General features: G+C 72.9%; 18 protein-coding genes. 12 read left to right on the top strand and 6 right to left on the bottom strand.

What is annotated here, in order from left to right; all coding sequences use genetic code 11:
• Positions 1 to 31: 31 nt before the first annotated feature.
• The 5 genes from N4G70_RS25640 (at position 32) to N4G70_RS25660 (ending at position 4,074) form a co-directional block, all read left to right on the top strand.
• Positions 32 to 898 carry an MEDS domain-containing protein gene (locus N4G70_RS25640; RefSeq protein ID WP_261715070.1) on the top strand — a complete coding sequence of 289 codons (867 nt, stop codon included), beginning with the start codon at positions 32 to 34 and terminating at the stop codon, positions 896 to 898.
• The gene (locus N4G70_RS25645; RefSeq protein ID WP_261715071.1) at positions 895 to 1,854 is read left to right on the top strand and encodes a sensor histidine kinase; all 960 of its coding nucleotides are present in this window, start codon (positions 895 to 897) and stop codon (positions 1,852 to 1,854) included. The genes N4G70_RS25640 and N4G70_RS25645 overlap by 4 nt, the downstream gene beginning before the upstream one ends.
• Positions 1,855 to 2,151: 297 nt before the next feature.
• Positions 2,152 to 2,850 (top strand): HemK2/MTQ2 family protein methyltransferase, encoded by a 699-nt coding sequence (locus tag N4G70_RS25650; protein ID WP_261715072.1) that lies wholly within the window; start codon positions 2,152 to 2,154, stop codon positions 2,848 to 2,850.
• Positions 2,834 to 3,076, top strand: a complete 243-nt coding sequence (locus tag N4G70_RS25655; protein ID WP_261715073.1) for a CDGSH iron-sulfur domain-containing protein — start codon at positions 2,834 to 2,836, stop codon at positions 3,074 to 3,076. The genes N4G70_RS25650 and N4G70_RS25655 overlap by 17 nt, the downstream gene beginning before the upstream one ends.
• The gene (locus N4G70_RS25660; RefSeq protein ID WP_399036833.1) at positions 3,073 to 4,074 is read left to right on the top strand and encodes an iron-containing redox enzyme family protein; all 1,002 of its coding nucleotides are present in this window, start codon (positions 3,073 to 3,075) and stop codon (positions 4,072 to 4,074) included. The genes N4G70_RS25655 and N4G70_RS25660 overlap by 4 nt, the downstream gene beginning before the upstream one ends.
• A 63-nt stretch (positions 4,075 to 4,137) precedes the next feature.
• Here the strand turns inward: N4G70_RS25660 and N4G70_RS25665 are convergent, their stop codons facing one another.
• Both N4G70_RS25665 and N4G70_RS25670 read right to left on the bottom strand, forming a co-directional pair.
• Positions 4,138 to 4,716: a hypothetical protein gene (locus N4G70_RS25665; protein ID WP_261715074.1), complete on the bottom strand. Its 579-nt coding sequence runs from the start codon at positions 4,714 to 4,716 to the stop codon at positions 4,138 to 4,140.
• 198 nt (positions 4,717 to 4,914) lie between these two features.
• Positions 4,915 to 5,400, bottom strand: coding sequence for a carboxymuconolactone decarboxylase family protein (locus N4G70_RS25670; protein WP_261715245.1), 486 nt, complete (start codon positions 5,398 to 5,400; stop codon positions 4,915 to 4,917).
• Between the two features lie 166 nt (positions 5,401 to 5,566).
• On the opposite strand from N4G70_RS25670, the gene N4G70_RS25675 reads away from it, so the two are divergent.
• The gene (locus tag N4G70_RS25675) at positions 5,567 to 6,556 is read left to right on the top strand and encodes an RNA polymerase sigma-70 factor (protein WP_261715075.1); all 990 of its coding nucleotides are present in this window, start codon (positions 5,567 to 5,569) and stop codon (positions 6,554 to 6,556) included.
• A 35-nt stretch (positions 6,557 to 6,591) separates the two neighbouring features.
• Here N4G70_RS25675 and N4G70_RS25680 read toward each other — a convergent pair whose 3' ends face one another.
• The gene (locus tag N4G70_RS25680) at positions 6,592 to 7,905 is read right to left on the bottom strand and encodes an alpha/beta hydrolase (RefSeq protein ID WP_261715076.1); all 1,314 of its coding nucleotides are present in this window, start codon (positions 7,903 to 7,905) and stop codon (positions 6,592 to 6,594) included.
• Between the two features lie 197 nt (positions 7,906 to 8,102).
• On the opposite strand from N4G70_RS25680, the gene thpR reads away from it, so the two are divergent.
• The 3 genes from thpR (at position 8,103) to N4G70_RS25695 (ending at position 10,328) form a co-directional block, all read left to right on the top strand.
• Positions 8,103 to 8,696: an RNA 2',3'-cyclic phosphodiesterase gene (gene thpR / locus N4G70_RS25685; RefSeq protein WP_261715077.1), complete on the top strand. Its 594-nt coding sequence runs from the start codon at positions 8,103 to 8,105 to the stop codon at positions 8,694 to 8,696.
• A gap of 99 nt (positions 8,697 to 8,795) precedes the next feature.
• A complete protein-coding gene (locus N4G70_RS25690; RefSeq protein WP_261715078.1) occupies positions 8,796 to 9,422 on the top strand; it encodes an ATP-binding protein in 627 nt (208 codons plus the stop codon).
• A 66-nt stretch (positions 9,423 to 9,488) separates the two neighbouring features.
• Positions 9,489 to 10,328 carry a helix-turn-helix transcriptional regulator gene (locus N4G70_RS25695; RefSeq protein ID WP_261715079.1) on the top strand — a complete coding sequence of 280 codons (840 nt, stop codon included), beginning with the start codon at positions 9,489 to 9,491 and terminating at the stop codon, positions 10,326 to 10,328.
• 36 nt (positions 10,329 to 10,364) lie between these two features.
• Here the strand turns inward: N4G70_RS25695 and xylA are convergent, their stop codons facing one another.
• Positions 10,365 to 11,534, bottom strand: coding sequence for a xylose isomerase (xylA, locus tag N4G70_RS25700; RefSeq protein ID WP_261715080.1), 1,170 nt, complete (start codon positions 11,532 to 11,534; stop codon positions 10,365 to 10,367).
• Positions 11,535 to 11,733: 199 nt separating this feature from the next.
• Here xylA and xylB point away from each other — a divergent pair, with 199 nt between their 5' ends.
• Positions 11,734 to 13,239, top strand: coding sequence for a xylulokinase (xylB, locus tag N4G70_RS25705; protein WP_261715081.1), 1,506 nt, complete (start codon positions 11,734 to 11,736; stop codon positions 13,237 to 13,239).
• Positions 13,240 to 13,470: 231 nt separating this feature from the next.
• Positions 13,471 to 13,857, top strand: coding sequence for an STAS domain-containing protein (locus N4G70_RS25710; RefSeq protein ID WP_261715082.1), 387 nt, complete (start codon positions 13,471 to 13,473; stop codon positions 13,855 to 13,857).
• A gap of 59 nt (positions 13,858 to 13,916) precedes the next feature.
• Here the strand turns inward: N4G70_RS25710 and N4G70_RS25715 are convergent, their stop codons facing one another.
• Positions 13,917 to 15,017 carry a M20 family metallopeptidase gene (locus N4G70_RS25715; protein WP_261715083.1) on the bottom strand — a complete coding sequence of 367 codons (1,101 nt, stop codon included), beginning with the start codon at positions 15,015 to 15,017 and terminating at the stop codon, positions 13,917 to 13,919.
• A gap of 205 nt (positions 15,018 to 15,222) precedes the next feature.
• Between N4G70_RS25715 and N4G70_RS25720 the strand changes: the two genes are divergently transcribed.
• Positions 15,223 to 15,597, top strand: coding sequence for a hypothetical protein (locus N4G70_RS25720; protein WP_261715084.1), 375 nt, complete (start codon positions 15,223 to 15,225; stop codon positions 15,595 to 15,597).
• Between the two features lie 31 nt (positions 15,598 to 15,628).
• Here the strand turns inward: N4G70_RS25720 and N4G70_RS25725 are convergent, their stop codons facing one another.
• Positions 15,629 to 16,759, bottom strand: coding sequence for an AI-2E family transporter (locus N4G70_RS25725; RefSeq protein ID WP_261715085.1), 1,131 nt, complete (start codon positions 16,757 to 16,759; stop codon positions 15,629 to 15,631).
• Positions 16,760 to 16,983: the final 224 nt, after the last annotated feature.

A 16,983-nucleotide genomic window follows, 5' to 3' on the forward strand; every position in this document is an offset into this window, starting at 1 on the left:
TGCCCATGTCGACGCCTCGAAGGGAGGCCACGTGCCCACATCCCGTGGCCCCGCGCCGGTCGCCGAGGGTGAACACTCCTTCTTCGCGTACGACGACGACACCGAGTGGGCGGACGTGGTGCTGCGTTCCGTCCACGCCGGTCTGGGCAGCGGCCGCCGGGTCCTGTGCGACGTCGACGCCAAGCCGGCGGGTGCCGTCCTCGATGTTCTGAGGCGCGGCGGCATAGACGTGGCCGCGGCCCAGGAGGGCGGACGGCTGAGGGTCGCCGGCTCGGACGGTTTCTTCCGCCGGAATCTGCCCTTCGATCCGGACCGGGTGATCCCCCTGGTGCGTGCCGCGTGCACGGAGGCCCTCGCCGACGGGTTCGCCGGTCTGACGGTGCTCGAGGACAAGTCCTGGTGCGCCCGGGAGCTCCCCGGCGCGGAGCGGTTGCTGGAGTACGAGCTGCGCCTGGACCGCGAGGTCTACGCGGATCTGCCGGTGACGGGCCTGTGCATGTTCGACCGCCGCGTCGTACCCGCGCGTCTGGCGGGGCTCCTGAGTGGCGCACACCACAGCGCCGCGCCCGCGACGGCGCGGCTCGCGCCGCCGCCGTTCACGGTCAGCGCGCTGCCCGACGGCGTGGGGGTCCGGCTCAGCGGAAGCGCCGATCTCGACAGCCGGCCGGACCTGGGCGCCGCCCTGGCCGCGATCACCGGGATCCCGGGCCAGACGGTCCGGCTCGACCTTTCCCACGCGACGTTCATCGACGCGCAGGCGGTCGCCGCCCTCGTCGAGGCGACGCACCACCTGCGCCGCCAGGGGCGACGCCTGATGCTCCAGAACCCGCCCTACTCACTGCGCCGGGTCGCGCAGCTGTTTCCGGACGAGTGTGGCGCGTTGGAGGTGCCCGTATGACCGACACCATCACCACGCGCCCCGAGGCGGAGACGTTCATCCATCCCGCCCTCTTCTACCGGGACCTGGACGAGTACGTGCGCGAGACGGGCGGCTTCGTCCGGGGCGCTCTCGCCGCCGACGAGCCGGTCTTCGTCGCCGTTCCGACGTCGCGTCTCGATGCCCTGCGCCAGGAGCTCGGCGCGGACGCGAGCGCCGTGGACTTCGCCGACATGACCGAGCTCGGCCGCAACCCGGGCCGTATCCTCGCCGCCCTCCAGGGCTTCGCCGACCGGCACCCGGGCCGGGCGGCCCGGATCATAGGCGAACCGATCTGGGCGGGCCGCTCCCAGGCGGAGATCCTCGAGGCCACCCGGCACGAGGCGCTGATCAACACCGCGTTCCACGAGCGCGGGGCCACGATTCTCTGTCCGTACGACACGAGCCGTCTGCCCTCCGCCGTGATCGCCGACGCGCGGCGCACCCACCCCACGCTGATCGAGGACAGCCAGAGCCTGTCCAGTCCCGCCTATACCGACGCCGAGGTCGTCTGCGCGGACTGCGACCTTCCGCTGCCCGAGCCCGACGCGGCCGAGGTGTGCCTGGAGTACGCGGCCGGTGACCTCGGCGAGGTCCGTGAGCAGGCGGACGCCTGGGCGCGGCGGATGGATCTGGATCCGGCGCGCCGCGGTGACCTCGTCATCGCCATCAGCGAGGCGGCCGCCAACTCCGTCGCCCACGGCGGCGGAAGCGGCACCCTGCGCCTGTGGTGCACCGGTTCCGGCACGGCGATCGCGGAGGTGCGCGACGGCGGCCGGCTGAGCGATCCACTGGCGGGGCGCCGCCGCCCCGCGCTGGCCTCCAGCAACGGTGGTCGCGGCCTGTGGATGATCCACCAGCTCTGCGACCTCGTCGAGGTCCGGGCCCTGGAGACCGGCCTCACCCTGCGTCTGCACGTCTCGTCCGCACGCGTCTGAGGCCCTGAGCCCCTCATCGGCCCGTGCGCCCGCGCGCACCCGCACCGCCCGTCCGGGACCCGTCGTACCCGGCCGCGGCGCGTTCGCCACCCCTGCCCCGCCTCCTCCTCGCACCCCACGGGAAATCTCCCGTCCGCCCCGCATCAACAGACTTCTGCGGGGCACCTGTCGATCACGGTGTACGCACCGTGACGACTCAAATGGACGTCGTGGAGAAAGCGAGGAACGCTGGTGGAGGATCCGGAATCCTCGATTCCTACGGCAAGCACTTCGTCGACCGACTCAGCGAGGCCCGCCATGGCACGGTTGATCACCCCCGACGCGCCCCCGGCCCGGTTCGCCGCCGGGGACCGGCTGTGGCGGTTCCCCGGTGTGTACGCCCCGCAGGACGACACCCGGCTGCTCGCCGACACGCTGCGCCGCGAGGGATCCCTGGCCGGAATGAACGTGCTGGACATCGGGACCGGCAGCGGCGCCCTGGCCCTGTGCGCGGCCCATCTGGGGGCGCGGGTGACCGCCCTGGACGTCGCCCGCCGGGCGGTGTGGAGCACCCGGATCAACGCCTGGCGCGCGGGCCTCTCCGTCGACGCCCGCCGCGGCAGCGTCGAGGACCTCGCCGGGGAGCGCTTCGACCTGATTCTCAGCAACCCTCCCTATGTGCCCGCCCCGCACCCCGCGCCGCCCGGCCGGGGCGCCGCGCGGGCCTGGGACGCCGGTGTCGACGGCCGCCATGTACTGGACCGGCTGTGCAGGACCGCGCCCGCCCTGCTGGGCCCGCACGGTGTGTTCCTGGTGGTCCAGTCCGCCCTGAGCGGCACCGAGGCCACGGTGAACATGCTGGAGGCGGCCGGTATGCGGGCCAAGGTGGCCGACCGGACGCTCATCCCCTACGGCCCGGTCCTGCGCTCCCGCCTGGACTGGCTGCGGGACCGGCGCCTGGTCGGTCCGCACGACACGATGGAGGAGCTGGTGGTGATCCGTGCCGAACACACCTGACCAGCTCGCTCCCGAGACCACGGCCCGGCGCGTCACGGTCGACCCGGGCGGCCCGGTCCTGATCGAGGGGCCCGTCGAGGTGACGGCGGCCGATGGGACGGTCGCCCGCTCGGACCGCTTCGTGGTCGCCGTCTGCACGTGCCGGCGCACCCGCACACCCCCCTGGTGCGACACCAGCCACCGCCGCCGCTCCCGCCCCTCCGAGGCCCCGAAGGACTCGCCGTGACCGCCCTGCCCACCCCCCGCGGCCCCCTGTCGCACGCCGTGATCGCCGCTCTGGCCGACGGCCCGGGCGAAGGGCTGCCGGACGCCGGTGCCGTCGGCGACGCCGACCCGTACGGCGATGACGCCCAACTCGCCCTGTACGCGCTGTATGAACTGCACTACCGCGGCTTCGAGGGCGTACCGGACGACCGCGAATGGGACCCGGCCCTGCTCACCGTGCGCCGCGAGTTGGAGCGCTCCTTCCTGTCCGCGCTGCGGGCCGACACACCCGGTGGCCGTACCGCGCAAGAGGCGCTCGACGAGCTGCTCGTGGAGCCCGTCGAGCAGACGGGCGTCAGCCACCACCTCGCCCGCGACGGGGAGTTGTGGCAGATGCGGGAGTACGTGATGCTGCGCTCGCTCTACCACCTCAAGGAAGCCGACCCCCATCTATGGGTCGTGCCCCGGCTGCGGGGGCGCGCCAAGGCGGGCATGGTGGCCATCGAGTACGACGAGTTCGGCGGGGGCCGCGCCGACCGCATCCACTCCCAGCTCTTCGCGAACCTCATGGCCGACCTGGGACTGAACACCGACTACGGCCACTACCTCGACGAGGCACCCGCCGAAGCCCTGGTGACGGTCAACCTCATGTCGCTGTTCGGGCTGCAGCGAGCCCTGCGCGGCGCCCTGATCGGTCACTTCGCGGCCGTGGAGATCACCTCCTCCCCCGGTTCGCGCCGGCTCGCCGCCGCGATGAGCCGTCTGGAGGCGGGCCCGGCCGCCGAACACTTCTACGCCGAGCACGTCGAGGCCGACGCGGTGCACGAACAGGTGGTCCGGCACGAGGTGGTGGCCGGTCTCCTCGCCGACGAACCCTTCCTGGACGCCGATGTCGCCTTCGGCGCGGACGCCACCGGCTTCGTCGAGGACCGTCTGGCCAGGCACCTTCTCGCCGCCTGGGAAGAGGGGCGCTCGGCCCTGCGTGAGGGCCGCACCGTCGCGGCCGCGGGTCCCCGGTAACCCGGCCGACGCGCCGCGGCTCCGGGCGGAACACGCGCGCGTCGAGCGGAAACTGACGATCCGTCAGGAGCGGTAGCGGTACGAGGCCACGCGGGAGCGGGCCTCCTGCTCGGTCAGCCCCAGCGCATGCCCCACCGATTCCCAGGACACCTCGTCGGCCCGGGTGTGGAACGCGGCCACCATGCCGATGCGACCGCTGAGGCGCTCCAGGGCGGCCACCACGCGCAGCGCGGCGAGCGGGGCGTCGTCGGCAAGGGTGCTCAGGCGGGTGTCCAACTGGGCGACCAGATCGTCCAGTTCGACCGGGACGGGCACGGTGCGCGCCTCGACGTGCCGGATGTGGTTCTGCCAGTCGGCGTAGGGGCCGGGGACGACGGTGTCGTACGGCCGCTCGTCGTCCACCTGGGACCAGTCGACCGGGTGGAGGCCGCTGCCGCGCCAGCCGCAGGAGCACACTCCGCGCAGATGGGTGGCGAGCGGGGCGCTCAGGGTGCCGTCGTAGAGCCACCAGTCACTGGATGTACAGCCGAAGGAACCGCTGCCGGCGTCGAGGTACATCGGTTCGGGCTCGCTGCCGTCGGCCAGGACCGCACCCGCGCGGCCCTCGTGCGATGCCCCGAACTCATCGCTCTGCCACTCCATGGCACTCCTCCCCGGCGCGGCCGCGGTGCGGCCCGCCCCCCACCGAGGATGCCCGAACCATCGCGCGACAACCGGCGAACGGCCGGTCCCGTCCCGCCAGGGTTCCGTCAGGACGACGGAACCCTGGCGGGACGGGCACGGACCTGATGGTCCATCAGATGCCGTACTCGGCCGATGCCTTGGGGGCGTCCGCGCCGGTCAGTTCACCAGGGCCGCGAAGGTGCCGGCCTCGTACGCACCTCCCTGCTGATGCAGGATCACGGCGAGGCGGTTGGCCGCGTTGATCAGGGCGATCAGGGACACGAGGGCGGCGATCTGGTCGTCGTCGTAGTGCTCGCGCACCCGGGCCCAGGTCTCGTCGGACACGCCCTGGTGGGCGTCGGCGAGCCGGGTGCCCTCCTCGCTCAGTGCGAGCGCGGCGCGCTCCGCCTCGGTGAACACGGTGGACTCCCGCCAGGCGGCCACCAGATGGAGGCGTACCGCACTCTCGCCCGCGGCCGCGGCCTCCTTGGTGTGCAGGTCGATGCACCACCCGCAGCCGTTGATCTGGCTCGCCCGCAGCGCCACCAGCTCCTGCGTGGACTTCGCCAGCGTCGACTGCTGGATCACCAGGCCGGCGTTGGCGAACCGCTTGGCGAACTTCGCGCCGAGCTCGTTCTCGAACAGGTTGAACCGAGCGTCCATGACGTCGTCCTCACTCATCGTCGTTGGTGGTGCGGGTCGTTGTGTGCCGTTCGCGCCGTGCGCCGAACGAACACAAGACGCCGCCCGGCCGCCCGCTGTGACAGACCGACGATGTGACGCAGGCCACCGCCGAGGGATGTCACAGAGCGGCGGGGGCCGGCGTCTTGTGGGCGTGACACCCTCGGCAGCCAACAGGCAGGAGCGGCCCGTGACGAACGAGTGCAGCGGAGTTCCGCAGGACAGGACGACCGGGCGCCCGCTCGGTGGCGGGCCCCCGGACCCCGCCACCGAAGCGTTCGTCGCCCATCGCAATCTGCTGTTCACCGTGGCGTACGAGATGCTCGGTTCGGCCGCCGACGCGGAGGACGTCCTCCAGGAGACCTGGCTGCGCTGGGCCGGCGTCGACCTCGGCGCGGTGCGGGACCGGCGCGCCTATCTGGTCCGGATCACCACACGACAGGCTCTGGCCCGGCTGCGGACACTCGGTCGCCGCAAGGAGTCCTACGTCGGCACCTGGCTGCCCGAGCCGCTGCTCACCGCCCCGGACGTGGCCGACGACGTCGAACTCGCCGACAGCGTCTCGATGGCGATGCTCCTGGTGATGGAGACGCTCGCGCCGACCGAGCGCGCGGTGTTCGTGCTGCGCGAGGTGTTCGGCCTCGAATACGAGGAGATCGCCGGCGCCGTCGGCAAGAGCCGGGCCGCGGTCCGTCAGATCGCCCACCGGGCCCGGGCCCATGTAGCGGCGCGCCGGCCACGCGGAAGCGTCTCGCCCGGCGAGACCCGGGTCGTGCTCGACGCGTTCCGGCGGGCGGCGACCACCGGCGATCTGCGCGGCCTCCTGGACGTCCTCGCGCCGGACGTCGTCTTCATGGGCGACGGCGGCGGCATCAAGCAGGCCATCCTGCGGCCCGTCCGGGGGTCCGACAAGGTGGCCCGCCTGCTCATCGGCGGTCTCGGCAAAGCCACCGCGGCCTCGCTGCGCCCCACCCGGGTGAACGGCCACCCCGCGCTCGTCCTCCACCTCGACGGCGAGGTCGACACCGTGGTGGCGGTCCGCATCGAGGAGGGCCGCATCAGCGGGCTCTACGCCGTACGCAACCCCGAGAAGCTCGCGTACATGCGAGACGAGACCGTCCTGAGCCGCCGCGCATGACCGCGAGAGCCCAACTGTGCCGCGGTGGGCGCGCGTTACAGCTCGCCCCGGGCCATCCGGATCAGCCGGTCCAGGACCTTGCCGCCACTGACGCGCAGCCCGTCGTGCTCCCACTCGCTGGTCACCCAGGTCCGCAGTCCGCGTACCGCGTCGGCGGTGGCCAGGGAGTCGGCGGTGTCGACGTACATGTCGTCGTGGTAGACGGCGGCGACCACCGGCACCTCATTGGCCGCCAGGACGTCGGGGGCGTAGAGGTCCGGCCAGTCCGTGCGGTGGGCCAGCAGGTCGGCGGTCTCCCGCAGCGGGCGCAGCGACGGATCGGTCTCGAACATCCACGGGTAGATCATCTCACCGGTGAGCCGGACCGGGGAGCCGTCCGCGAGCGCCTTGGCGGCGTCGAACTCGGGGAACTCCGAGCGCACCCGCTCGGCGGCCCAGCCGGTCGGGCCCGGGTCCACCGAGCGCTGCCCGTAGATGGATTCGTGCAGTACGGCGTAGAGGGGGGCGTCCGCGAAGGAGAGCTTGGCCTGGACGCCGGCCAGGAAGGTGTCGGAGAGTTCGGGCCCCGCGCCGCCGTCGATCCAGGCGTCCTCCAGGAGGTAGTGCAGCAGGTCGGAGCCGTTGCCGGTGCCGAGCATCAGGCCGAGCGCCTGGAAGGCCTCGACCGTCAGCCGCCCGCCGCCCGGCAGCGCGGCCGGGGGCGCGAGCAGGTGCTCGGCGATCCGCCGCACGGCCGCCACGTCCTGCGGGTAGCGCGCGTAGTGGGCGGTGTTCTTGCGGGCGACGCGCGGATAGGCGGCCCGGTACACGTCCGCGGCGCTGCTGCGCAGGCCCGCCAGGCCGCCGGTGATCAGCGCCTCGCGGAGTCCCTCGGGGGCGAGGGAGAGATAGGTGAGCGTGCAGAAGCCGCCGAAGCTCTGCCCGAGCAGGCTCCACCGGCCCCCTTCGCCGAGCAGTGCGCGCCGGATCAGCTCGGCGTCGCGGACGATCGAGTCGGCGCGGAAGTGGGAGAGGTACTCGGCCTGCGCGGCGGCCGCCCCGCGCGACGGCAGGCTCTGCCGGGTGGCGGGCGTCGAACGTCCGGTCCCGCGCTGGTCCAGGAGCAGCACCCGGTAGTCCTCAAGCGCCCGGTCGAGCCAGGTGTCCCGGCCCACCGGCCGCGCCGCCCGTCCGCCGGGACCGCCCTGGAGGAAGAGCAGCCACGGGAGTTCGGAGCCCTCCTTGCCGGTCGCGACCACCTCACGGGCGTAGACCTCGATGCGCTCGCCCTCGGGGGCGCCGTGGTCCAGCGGAACCTGGAAGAAGTGGTCGGTCAGGACGACGCCCGGCTGTCGGATCACGACGGTCATGGGACTCCTCGGTCGGTACGGGGTGCGGCGGGTACGCGCACAGGGTGCTGCTCGGTGGAGCGCGGTGCACCTGAATGATCTCCCGGGCCCACCCGGCCCCCGCAAGGGGCGAGAGGCCCCCACCGGGGCGTCCCGTCCCGAAACGTGCGGGCAGGCCGTGCGACCCTCGCGCCCGCCGGTGGTGTACGAAGGCCTACGTGAACGAAGAGATTCCGCCGGCCACCGTCCGCGTGTTCATAGCGCTGGCCCCGCCCGACGACGCGAAGGACGAGCTGGAGCGAGCGCTGCGGCCCGCGTACGAGGCGTATCCGGGGCTGCGCTGGAACCGCATCGAGGACTGGCACATCACCCTGGCCTTCCTGGGCGAGCTCCCGGCCGACACCGCTCCCCTGCTGCGACAGCCGCTGGCGGAGCTCGCGGCCGCGCGCGGACCCCTGCGCCTTGCGCTGCGCGGCGGCGGGCACTTCGACGAGCGGGTCCTGTGGAGCGGGATCGACGGGGACGTCGAAGGGCTGCACCGGCTGACCGCCGAGGTCCGCGACGTGGTCAGGGACTGCGGTGTCGTCTTCGAGGACCGGCCCCTGCGCCCCCATCTGACCCTGGCGCGGGCCCGCCGTGCCGAGCCCACCGGTGTCAAGGAAACAGCCGCCGAGCTGGCCGGGTTCACCGGCCGTACGTGGACGACGGAGCGCCTGCATCTGGTCGCGAGCAACATCGGCCGGGGTCCCGGCCCCATCCACTACCGCGACATCGCGGCATGGGAGTTCACCGGCGATCACGCGGGCCGCTGACACGGATCCGGCCGCACCTGGGCCGGCCACCGCTCCCCCGGGCGCTTCGGCGCCGGGGCCGGCGCCGCCAACCTCCGCTCCCCTTGCGATACTTCGGCGATGGACGGGCACCTGCCGCTGTGGCGCAATACGACGCACGACTGGGCGAACACGGTCGACGCCGACCACCTCGCCGCGATCCGCCGGGACCCGGCCGCGTTCGCCCCGGGCGGCAGGCGGCAGTTGATCCTCGAAGTCGTCGCCTACGCGGCCGACGAAGCGGAGTCCCGGGGGGCGGGGCGGTGCGCCGTCACCCTGAACGCCGATGGCTCGGTGTGCGTGGCGGACGACGGCAGGGGCACCGACACCCGCTTCGACGCCGAGGGCCGCCCCGTCAAGAAGCCGGTCATGGCGACGAAGGACCTCCGCTTCTTCGACCACCCGGACGCCGAGGCCCTCCCCGGCGGCCATCCTCGACGCGGTATGTCCGTCGTCGCGGCGCTCAGCGAGTGGCTCGTCCACACCAATCGCCGCGCGGACGGTGCGTGGTCCCAGCGCTACGCGTACGGCGTGCCCACCACCGGCCTGCGCCCGGTCGAGGGCGACGGCACGACGGGGACGACCGTTCATTTCCACGCCACTCAACTACCCTGCTCAGGCGGTGAGTTGGCGTCGGACGAGCTCGCCCGGCTCGTCTCCTCGTGGCCGCGTCTCACGGCCGAGGTCCATGACCGCCGACTCGGCTGACCGGCGCCGCTGCCTGGGTGTGACGCACCCGGGCACAGCCGTCCCTCGCCGTCCTACGCTGGGCGCATGACCGACAACGACCTGGGCGACTTCCTGCGTGCGCGCCGTGCCAGCGTGCGGCCCGAGCACGTCGGGATGGTGAGCCACGGGACGCGCAGGGTGCCGGGGCTGCGCCGCGAGGAGCTGGCCGTGCTGGCCGGGGTGAACGCGGATTACTGCGCCCGTCTGGAGCAGGGCCGCGAACGCAACCCCTCGCCCCAGGTCCTCAGGGCGCTCGGCCACGCCCTGCGACTCGATCCCGAGGCCAGGGCGCATCTCTTCCGGCTGGCCGGGGCCGTCCCCGAGGGCGATCGCCGCCCCGCCCCGGCAGGGGTGAGCCCGACGCTGCGCCGGCTGATGGACGGCTACCCGCACACTCCGGCGTTCGTGATCAACCGCACGCTCGACGTGCTGGCCGCCAACGCCCTGACGGACGCCCTGTATTCACCCTTCGAGACCGTGGACAACCTGGCCCGCATGGCCTTCCTCGATCCGGCCGCGCGGCGCTTCTACCCGCTGTGGGACCGGACGGCCGAGGCGACCGTCGCCAACCTGCGCGAGGCCGCCGGTTTTGAGCCGAGCGGCCCGCGCCTGCGCGAGCTCGTCACGCTGCTCGGCGAGCGGAGCCCCGAGTTCGCCCGGCTGTGGACCGCCCATGCGGTGCGCGGCAAGGCCCGGGACGCCAAGCGGCTCCACCACCCCGAGGTGGGCGCGCTGAGCCTCACCTACCACGCGTTCGACGTCCGGGACGCCCCCGGCCAGCAGCTGATCATCTACCACGCCGAACCGCGCTCCCCCAGCGCCGACGCCCTCGGCCTGCTCGGCTCGATGCACGCCACGGCCCGGCCGGGCAGCGCGAGGAGCTGACGGCGGCCATGGGTACGGGCGCCCTCGCTCCCGGGTTCAGCGAGCCCCGAGCAGATGGTCCATGGCGAGCTGGTCCAGGTGCTCGAAGGCCATGCCCCGGGCTCCGGCCGCTTCGGCGTCGAAGTCCTCGAAGGCGGTGTGGTCGGCGAGGAGCGCGGCGAGGCCATCCTCGGCGGTGGGCCGGGCCAGGTCGTCCAGCCGGGCCGCACGCAGCGCCTCGCGCACCTCGGGGTCGGCACGGAAGGCGGCCGAACGCTCTTTCAGGATCAGGTAGTTGCGCATGTTGCCGGCCGCCGACGCCCATACGCCGTCCATGTCCTCGGTGCGCGGCGGCTTGAAGTCGAAGTGCCGGGGGCCCGTGTAGTCGGAGCTTTCGAGCAGGTCCACCAGCCAGAAGGCGTCGCGCAGATTGCCCGATCCGAAGCGCAGGTCCTGGTCGTACTTGATGCCGGACTGACCGTTGAGGTCGATGTGGAAGAGCTTGCCCGCCCACAGCGCCTGGGCGATGCCGTGGGTGAAGTTGAGACCGGCCATCTGCTCGTGCCCGGTCTCGGGGTTCACGCCGAACAGTTCGGGCCGCTCCAGCCGCTCGATGAAGGCGAGGGCGTGGCCGACGGTGGGCAGCAGGATGTCGCCGCGCGGCTCGTTGGGCTTGGGCTCGATGGCGAAGCGCAGGTCGTAGCCCTGTTCGGTGACGTACTGGCCGAGCAGGTCGAAGGCCTCCTTCATCCGGTCCAGGGCTGCGCGGACGTCCTTGGCGGCACCGGACTCGGCGCCCTCCCGGCCGCCCCACGCGACATAGGTGTGGGCGCCCAGCTCCACGGCGAGGTCGATGTTGCGCACCGTCTTGCGCAGGGCGTACCGCCGGATGTCGCGGTCGTTGGCCGTGAACGCGCCGTCCTTGAAGACCGGGTGCGTGAAGAGGTTGGTGGTGGCCATGGGCACGACCAGACCGGTGGCGTCGAGCGCCTGCCGGAACCGCTTGATGTGCGACTCGCGCTCGGTGTCGCGGGCGCCGTAGGGGATCAGGTCGTCGTCGTGGAAGGTGACGCCGTACGCACCGAGGTCCGCGAGGCGCCGGACGGACTCGACCGGGTCGAGAGCGGGACGGGTCGCGTCGCCGAAGGGGTCGCGCCCCTGCCAGCCCACGGTCCACAACCCGAAGGTGAACTTGTCCTCGGGGGTCGGGGTGAAGCGTTCCGTCATCCTCTTCGCCGCCTTGTCGCGAAAGCGTCCGACGCACGTCGGAGCTATTTGTTTTCTTCCTTACCAAATACTGCACGATCGTCATCGCTTCCGTAACCCCGGGCGTTCGCCTAATTTGGGTGCTGCATTTGTTCCTGGCACGGTCAAATGACCCATGCCCCCCTCAGACCCGCCCTCGCCCCGCAAGAGAGGTGTCCGGATGCCGTACAGCCCGGTCGTCATCGGCGTGGACAGCTCCACCCAGTCCACCAAGGCCCTGTTCGTCGACGCCGCCGACGGAAGGACCCTCGCCGTCGGCCGCTCCCCGCACCGCGTCGACGGCTCGGCCGGGGCCCGCGAGACCGACCCCGAGCAGTGGTGGCAGGCGCTGCGGGAGGCCGTCGCGATGGGACTGAAGGAGTCCGGCGTCCCGGCGTCCGCCGTCGCCGGGATCGCGGTCGCCGGGCAGCAGCACGGCCTGGTCGCGCTTGGGCCGGACCGGCGTCCGCTGCGCCCGGCCCTGCTGTGGAACGACACCCGCTCCGCGCCGCAGGCCGCCGCCCTCGTCGCGGCACTCGGCGGCCCGCACGCCTGGACCGACCGCACCGGCTCGGTGCCGGTCGCCGCGGTGACCGCCGCCAAGTGGCAGTGGCTGCGCGAGAACGAGCCCGCAACGGCCGCCCGGTGCACGGCGGTTCGCCTCCCCCACGACTTCCTCACCGAACGGCTCACCGGCACCGCGGTCACCGACCCGGGCGACGCCTCGGGCACCGGCTGGTACTCCACCGCGACGGGCGCGTACGACCCCGACATCCTCCAACTGCTCGGCCTGACAGCGCAGTTGCTGCCCACCGTGGCGCCGACCGGCGGCACCCGGGTGGGTACCCTCACGGCGGGGGCCGCCGACGCGCTCGGGCTGTCGCCCACCGTCGTCGTGGCGGCCGGCACCGGCGACAACATGAGCGCGGCCGTCGGCCTCGGACTCGGCGGAGCCGGGCTCCTGGACCATCCCGTCCTCAGCCTCGGCACCTCCGGCACGGTCTTCGCCGCGACCCGCACCCGCCCCGCCACCCCCGCGCTCAGCGGGTTCGCCGCGACCGACGGCAGCCATCTCCCGCTGGCCTGCACCCTGAACTGCACGCTCGCCGTCGACCGCGTCGCCGCCCTGCTCGGCCTCGACCGCGACGACGCCGAGCCCGGCGGCGAAGCCGTCCTGCTCCCCTATCTGGACGGCGAGCGCACGCCCGATCTGCCGACCGCGTCGGGGCTGCTCACCGGCCTGCGGCACACCACCACCTCGCGCCAGCTCCTGGGCGCCGCCTACGAGGGCGCCGCCGTGACCGTACTGCGCGCCCTGGACGAGGTGCTGCGGGCCTGCGGTCTCGATCCGGCCTCGCCCGCCGCCGCCGAGCGGCCGCTGCGCCTGATCGGGGGCGGCGCCCGGGGCCGCACTTGGGTCGAGACGGTACGGCGCCTGTCCGGGCGGCCCGTCATCCTCCCGGCCGGCACGGAGCTGGTGGCCGTCGGCGCGGCCGCGCTCGCCGCGTCAGCCGTCTCCGGCACCGATCCGGTCACCCTCGCCCGCGCCTGGGGGGCCGGCGACGACCCCGAACTTCCGCCTGTGGAAAGGGACTTGGCGACGTGGGAGCGCGTCGGCGCGGTGATCGAGAGCGCGGCACCCGCACTGTTCGGCCGGGGCGAGGTCACGGACCCGGGCGTCGGCTGATCCACTCACCCCCGGCCATCGTCTCGACAGGTTGTCCGAAACTCGCACCATTACAGAACGTCACAGAGGTGAGTTTCCCAGATCATCAGGGAATGAGGACTACCAGGGGGTTTGTCGATCGGCCCCGCTTCGCGGCCTCTCCACAGGTCACGGAGAGTGAGAAATTCCGGATGTCGGGCGGTATCCGGGGACCGGGAACGTACCGGCGAACAAGAGACGGGCAGGCGCGACGTGAGCGCTGACGAATTCCCCTTCTGGCTGCGGACTCGCACCGTGGGCGGCACCATCATCATCGAACTGCACGGCGAGCTGGACATGCTCGCCCACCGCGAACTCGGCCCGCGCGTCCATGCGTTGGTCCATCCGGCCGCCGCCGATGTCGTCCTGGACCTGCGCGCGGTGACCTTCCTCGACGCCGGAGGCATCCGGCTGCTCCTGGCGGTACGCGAACACGTGGCGCAACGCGGCGGCGTCCTGCGGCTGATACGCGGCACACCCCGGGTGTCCCACATCCTGAGGATCGTCCGCCTGGACACCTCCTTCACGGTGCTCGACACCCTGCCGCGCGCCCTGGCCGAGGGGCCGGCGGCGGCCGACGACAGAAGAACACCGACCTGACCAGCGGGCCGCCGGATCCCGCCGGCCCCGCAAGGAGCCGACTCAGCTGGGCGGCCGCACTACTTCTCCTGGAGGGCCCGCACCAGTGCGGCGGCCAGGTGCGCGCGCCCGGCCATGGCGTCGACCACCACGTACTCGTGGTCGGCATGGGCACCGCCCCCGACGGCGCCGAGGCCGTCGAGCGTCGGCACCCCGAGGGCCGCAGTGAAGTTGCCGTCGCTGCCGCCGCCGACCGCCACGCCCTCGATGCCGGGAGCCAGCCGCCGGGCGAGCGTGAAGAGCTCGGCCGACGCCGACTCGGGCATGGGCGGCCGACCGATCCCGCCCTCGACCGTGATCTCGGCCTCGTCGAGATACGGGGTCAGCGCGGCGAAGGCCGCCTCGACCCTGGCCTGCTCATCCGCCGACTCGACGCGGACATCGACCACGATGCTCGCCCGCGCGGGCACCACGTTGTCGAGGGTCCCCGCGGCGGCGACCGTCGGTGTGACGGTCGTGCCGACCTCGGGGCGTCCCAGAGCGGCGATGGCGAGCACCTGATGGGCCGCCTCCACCAGGGCGTTGACCCCTGCCGCCGGTTCGAGCCCGGCGTGCGAGGCGCGGCCCGTGATGGAGACCTGGAACGTCCCGCATCCCTTGCGGCCGGTCTTCAGACCGCCCCCGTCGGCGGCGCCCTCGAAGACCAGCACCGCGCCACAGGCCAGGGCCCGCTCCTCGATGAGGGCGCGCGAGGCGTGCGAGCCGACCTCTTCGTCGGCGGTCACCAGGATCTCCACGCCCGACAGGTCGTCCAGGGCCGCCAGTCCGTGCACGGCCTGCACCAGACCGCCCAGCATGTCGAAGACGCCGGGGCCCGTCGCGTGCCCGGCCTCCACCTTGAACGGGCGGCGCTCCAGGGTGCCGAGCGGGAACACCGTGTCGTGGTGTCCGAGGACGAGGACCCGGGGGTCGCCGCCGCCCGACCAGTGGACGTGCGGGCCGGCCGGGCTGTCGACGAGGACGGCGTGCCCGCCGAGCCGGCGCTCGACGACGGCGGCGACGGTCTTGGCCGATGCCGTCAGGGCGTCGCGGTCGCGCGAGGGCGACTCGACCTCGACGAGTGTCCTGAGGTCCTCGATCATCGCGTCCACGCTCACCGGAACAGCCTTGTGCGTCGTCATGCGGCCAGGTTAGTGGGGCCCCACCGACCCCTCCCCGGCAGGTTCCGGCCCGCCTCTCCGCGCGTACCCCACCGCCACGGCCGCGTGTCCTGGCACGATCACGACGTACCCCGTCCCGAAAGGACAACAGGGACATGCCGATAGCGGCGCACAGTGGGTACCCGAACCTGTAGACCCCCACGATCACCAGGCAGAGGTGAGTGATGTGACCGCACCCGAGGACCGCACCCCGTCCGAGAAGCGAGCCACCCAGCAGGGCCGGGAGGCGCTGGTCGGTGTCCGGCCCCGCGGCGATGTCGACCTGGCGCTCAAGTACCTGACCACGCGGTCCGACGCCTCGGCCCAGCTCGCCCTGGGGGTGGCCGCCGCCTACCGCTGGGCCCTCGGCCTCGCCGCCCAGGCCCCGGTGACCGGGTCCTCCGCCCGCCACACACCGGATCTGCGCCTGCTCACCGCCGAGGTGGACGCGGCGGTCGTCCAGCTGGAGGACCCCACCACCCAGCCGGGCGCCCGGGACTTCACCCGCGGGGTGCACGAGGCCCTGGCCTGGGTGTGCGGCTACAGCGACACCAGGATCTGAGGGCCGCCGGGCCGCGCACCCGCGCCACGGTTCAGGACGTATCGGTGCGCGAGAAGACGTGCTCGTCGAGGATCAGACCGATCGCGACGGCGGCCGGGATGGCGACCAGCGCCCCGACGATGCCGAGCAGCGCCCCGCCGAGCAGGACGCCCACGACCGTCACCAGGGGATGGACGTCCACGGCGAACTTCATCACGCGCGGCACGATCAGATAGTCCTCGGCGATCCGGAAGGCGACGTAGAAGCCCGCGGTCGCCAGGGCCACGGGCAGGGACACCGAGAGGGCCACCAGGCTCACGACCAGCCCGCCGATCGTCGTGCCGACGATGGGGATCAGGTCCATCAGGGCGATGAACACCCCGAGGGCCGCGGGGTAGGGGACATCGGTGGCGATGCACCAGATGAAGGTGGCCAGGCCCGCGATCACCGAGGTGAGGACGTTGCCGAGCATGTAGCGGCCCACCCGATTGAGGATCTCGTCCGTGACGTCACGGGCGTGCGGGCGCTTGCTGGCCGCGACGAAGCGCAGGCAGAAGGTCTTCAGCGAGGGCAGGAAGGCCATCACATAGATCGTCACGACGATGACGACGGCGGCCGAGGTCACCGCGCCCACCACCACCCGCCCGGCCCCGAGCAGTCCACCGGCGACACCTGCCGCCCCGCCGCCCGAGAACTGCTCCTTGACCTTCTCCAGGACGTGGTAACGGTCCTCGAACCTGCCGAGCGCCGAGTCGTGGTTCCGCAACTCCTTCAGCCAGCCGGGCACCGCCTTGATCAGTGCGTCGACCTCGTCCGTGACCGGTGGAACGACCAGCGCGAGGAACCCCGCGAAGCACGCGAGGAGCACGACCAGGACCACGAGGACCGACCAGCCGCGGCGGACCCGGTGCCGGGTGAGCCAGGCGACGACCGGTTCGAGGGCGATCGCGATGAACGCGGCCAGGAGCAGCAGGGTGAGGAGGTTGCCCACCTCCAGGACGGTCTGGACGGTCAGCCAGGCCAGGGTCGCGCCGAGGCCGAGCCCGAAGCCGACAGCGACCCAGGATCTGCCGCCGGCCACGCCGCGGGCGCCGGGCGTGCGTCTGCCCTTCGCCGCGGGCTCGACGGAGGAGATACGGGCGGGCTCGGGGCCGCCCTCGCCGTCAGGCCGGGAGGACGTCATCACGGCCCCCGGTCCGTAGCGGCGCGGATGAGGCGCAGGCGAGCGAACGATGCATCCTGCCAGTACCTCTCTTCGAGGCCGGGACGGAATCCGCCCACGGGGTGGCCGCCCCGTGCGGCACGGCGGCAACGAGCGCCGGAACCGGCCTCTTCCAGCTCCGACCCGAGCCAGGTATCCCGGCCCGGGCCTTGTATGCCGGTGCGTGCAGCCGCCATCCGGATGAG

The organism is Streptomyces sp. ASQP_92, from assembly GCF_025399895.1.
GTDB lineage: Bacteria > Actinomycetota > Actinomycetes > Streptomycetales > Streptomycetaceae > Streptomyces.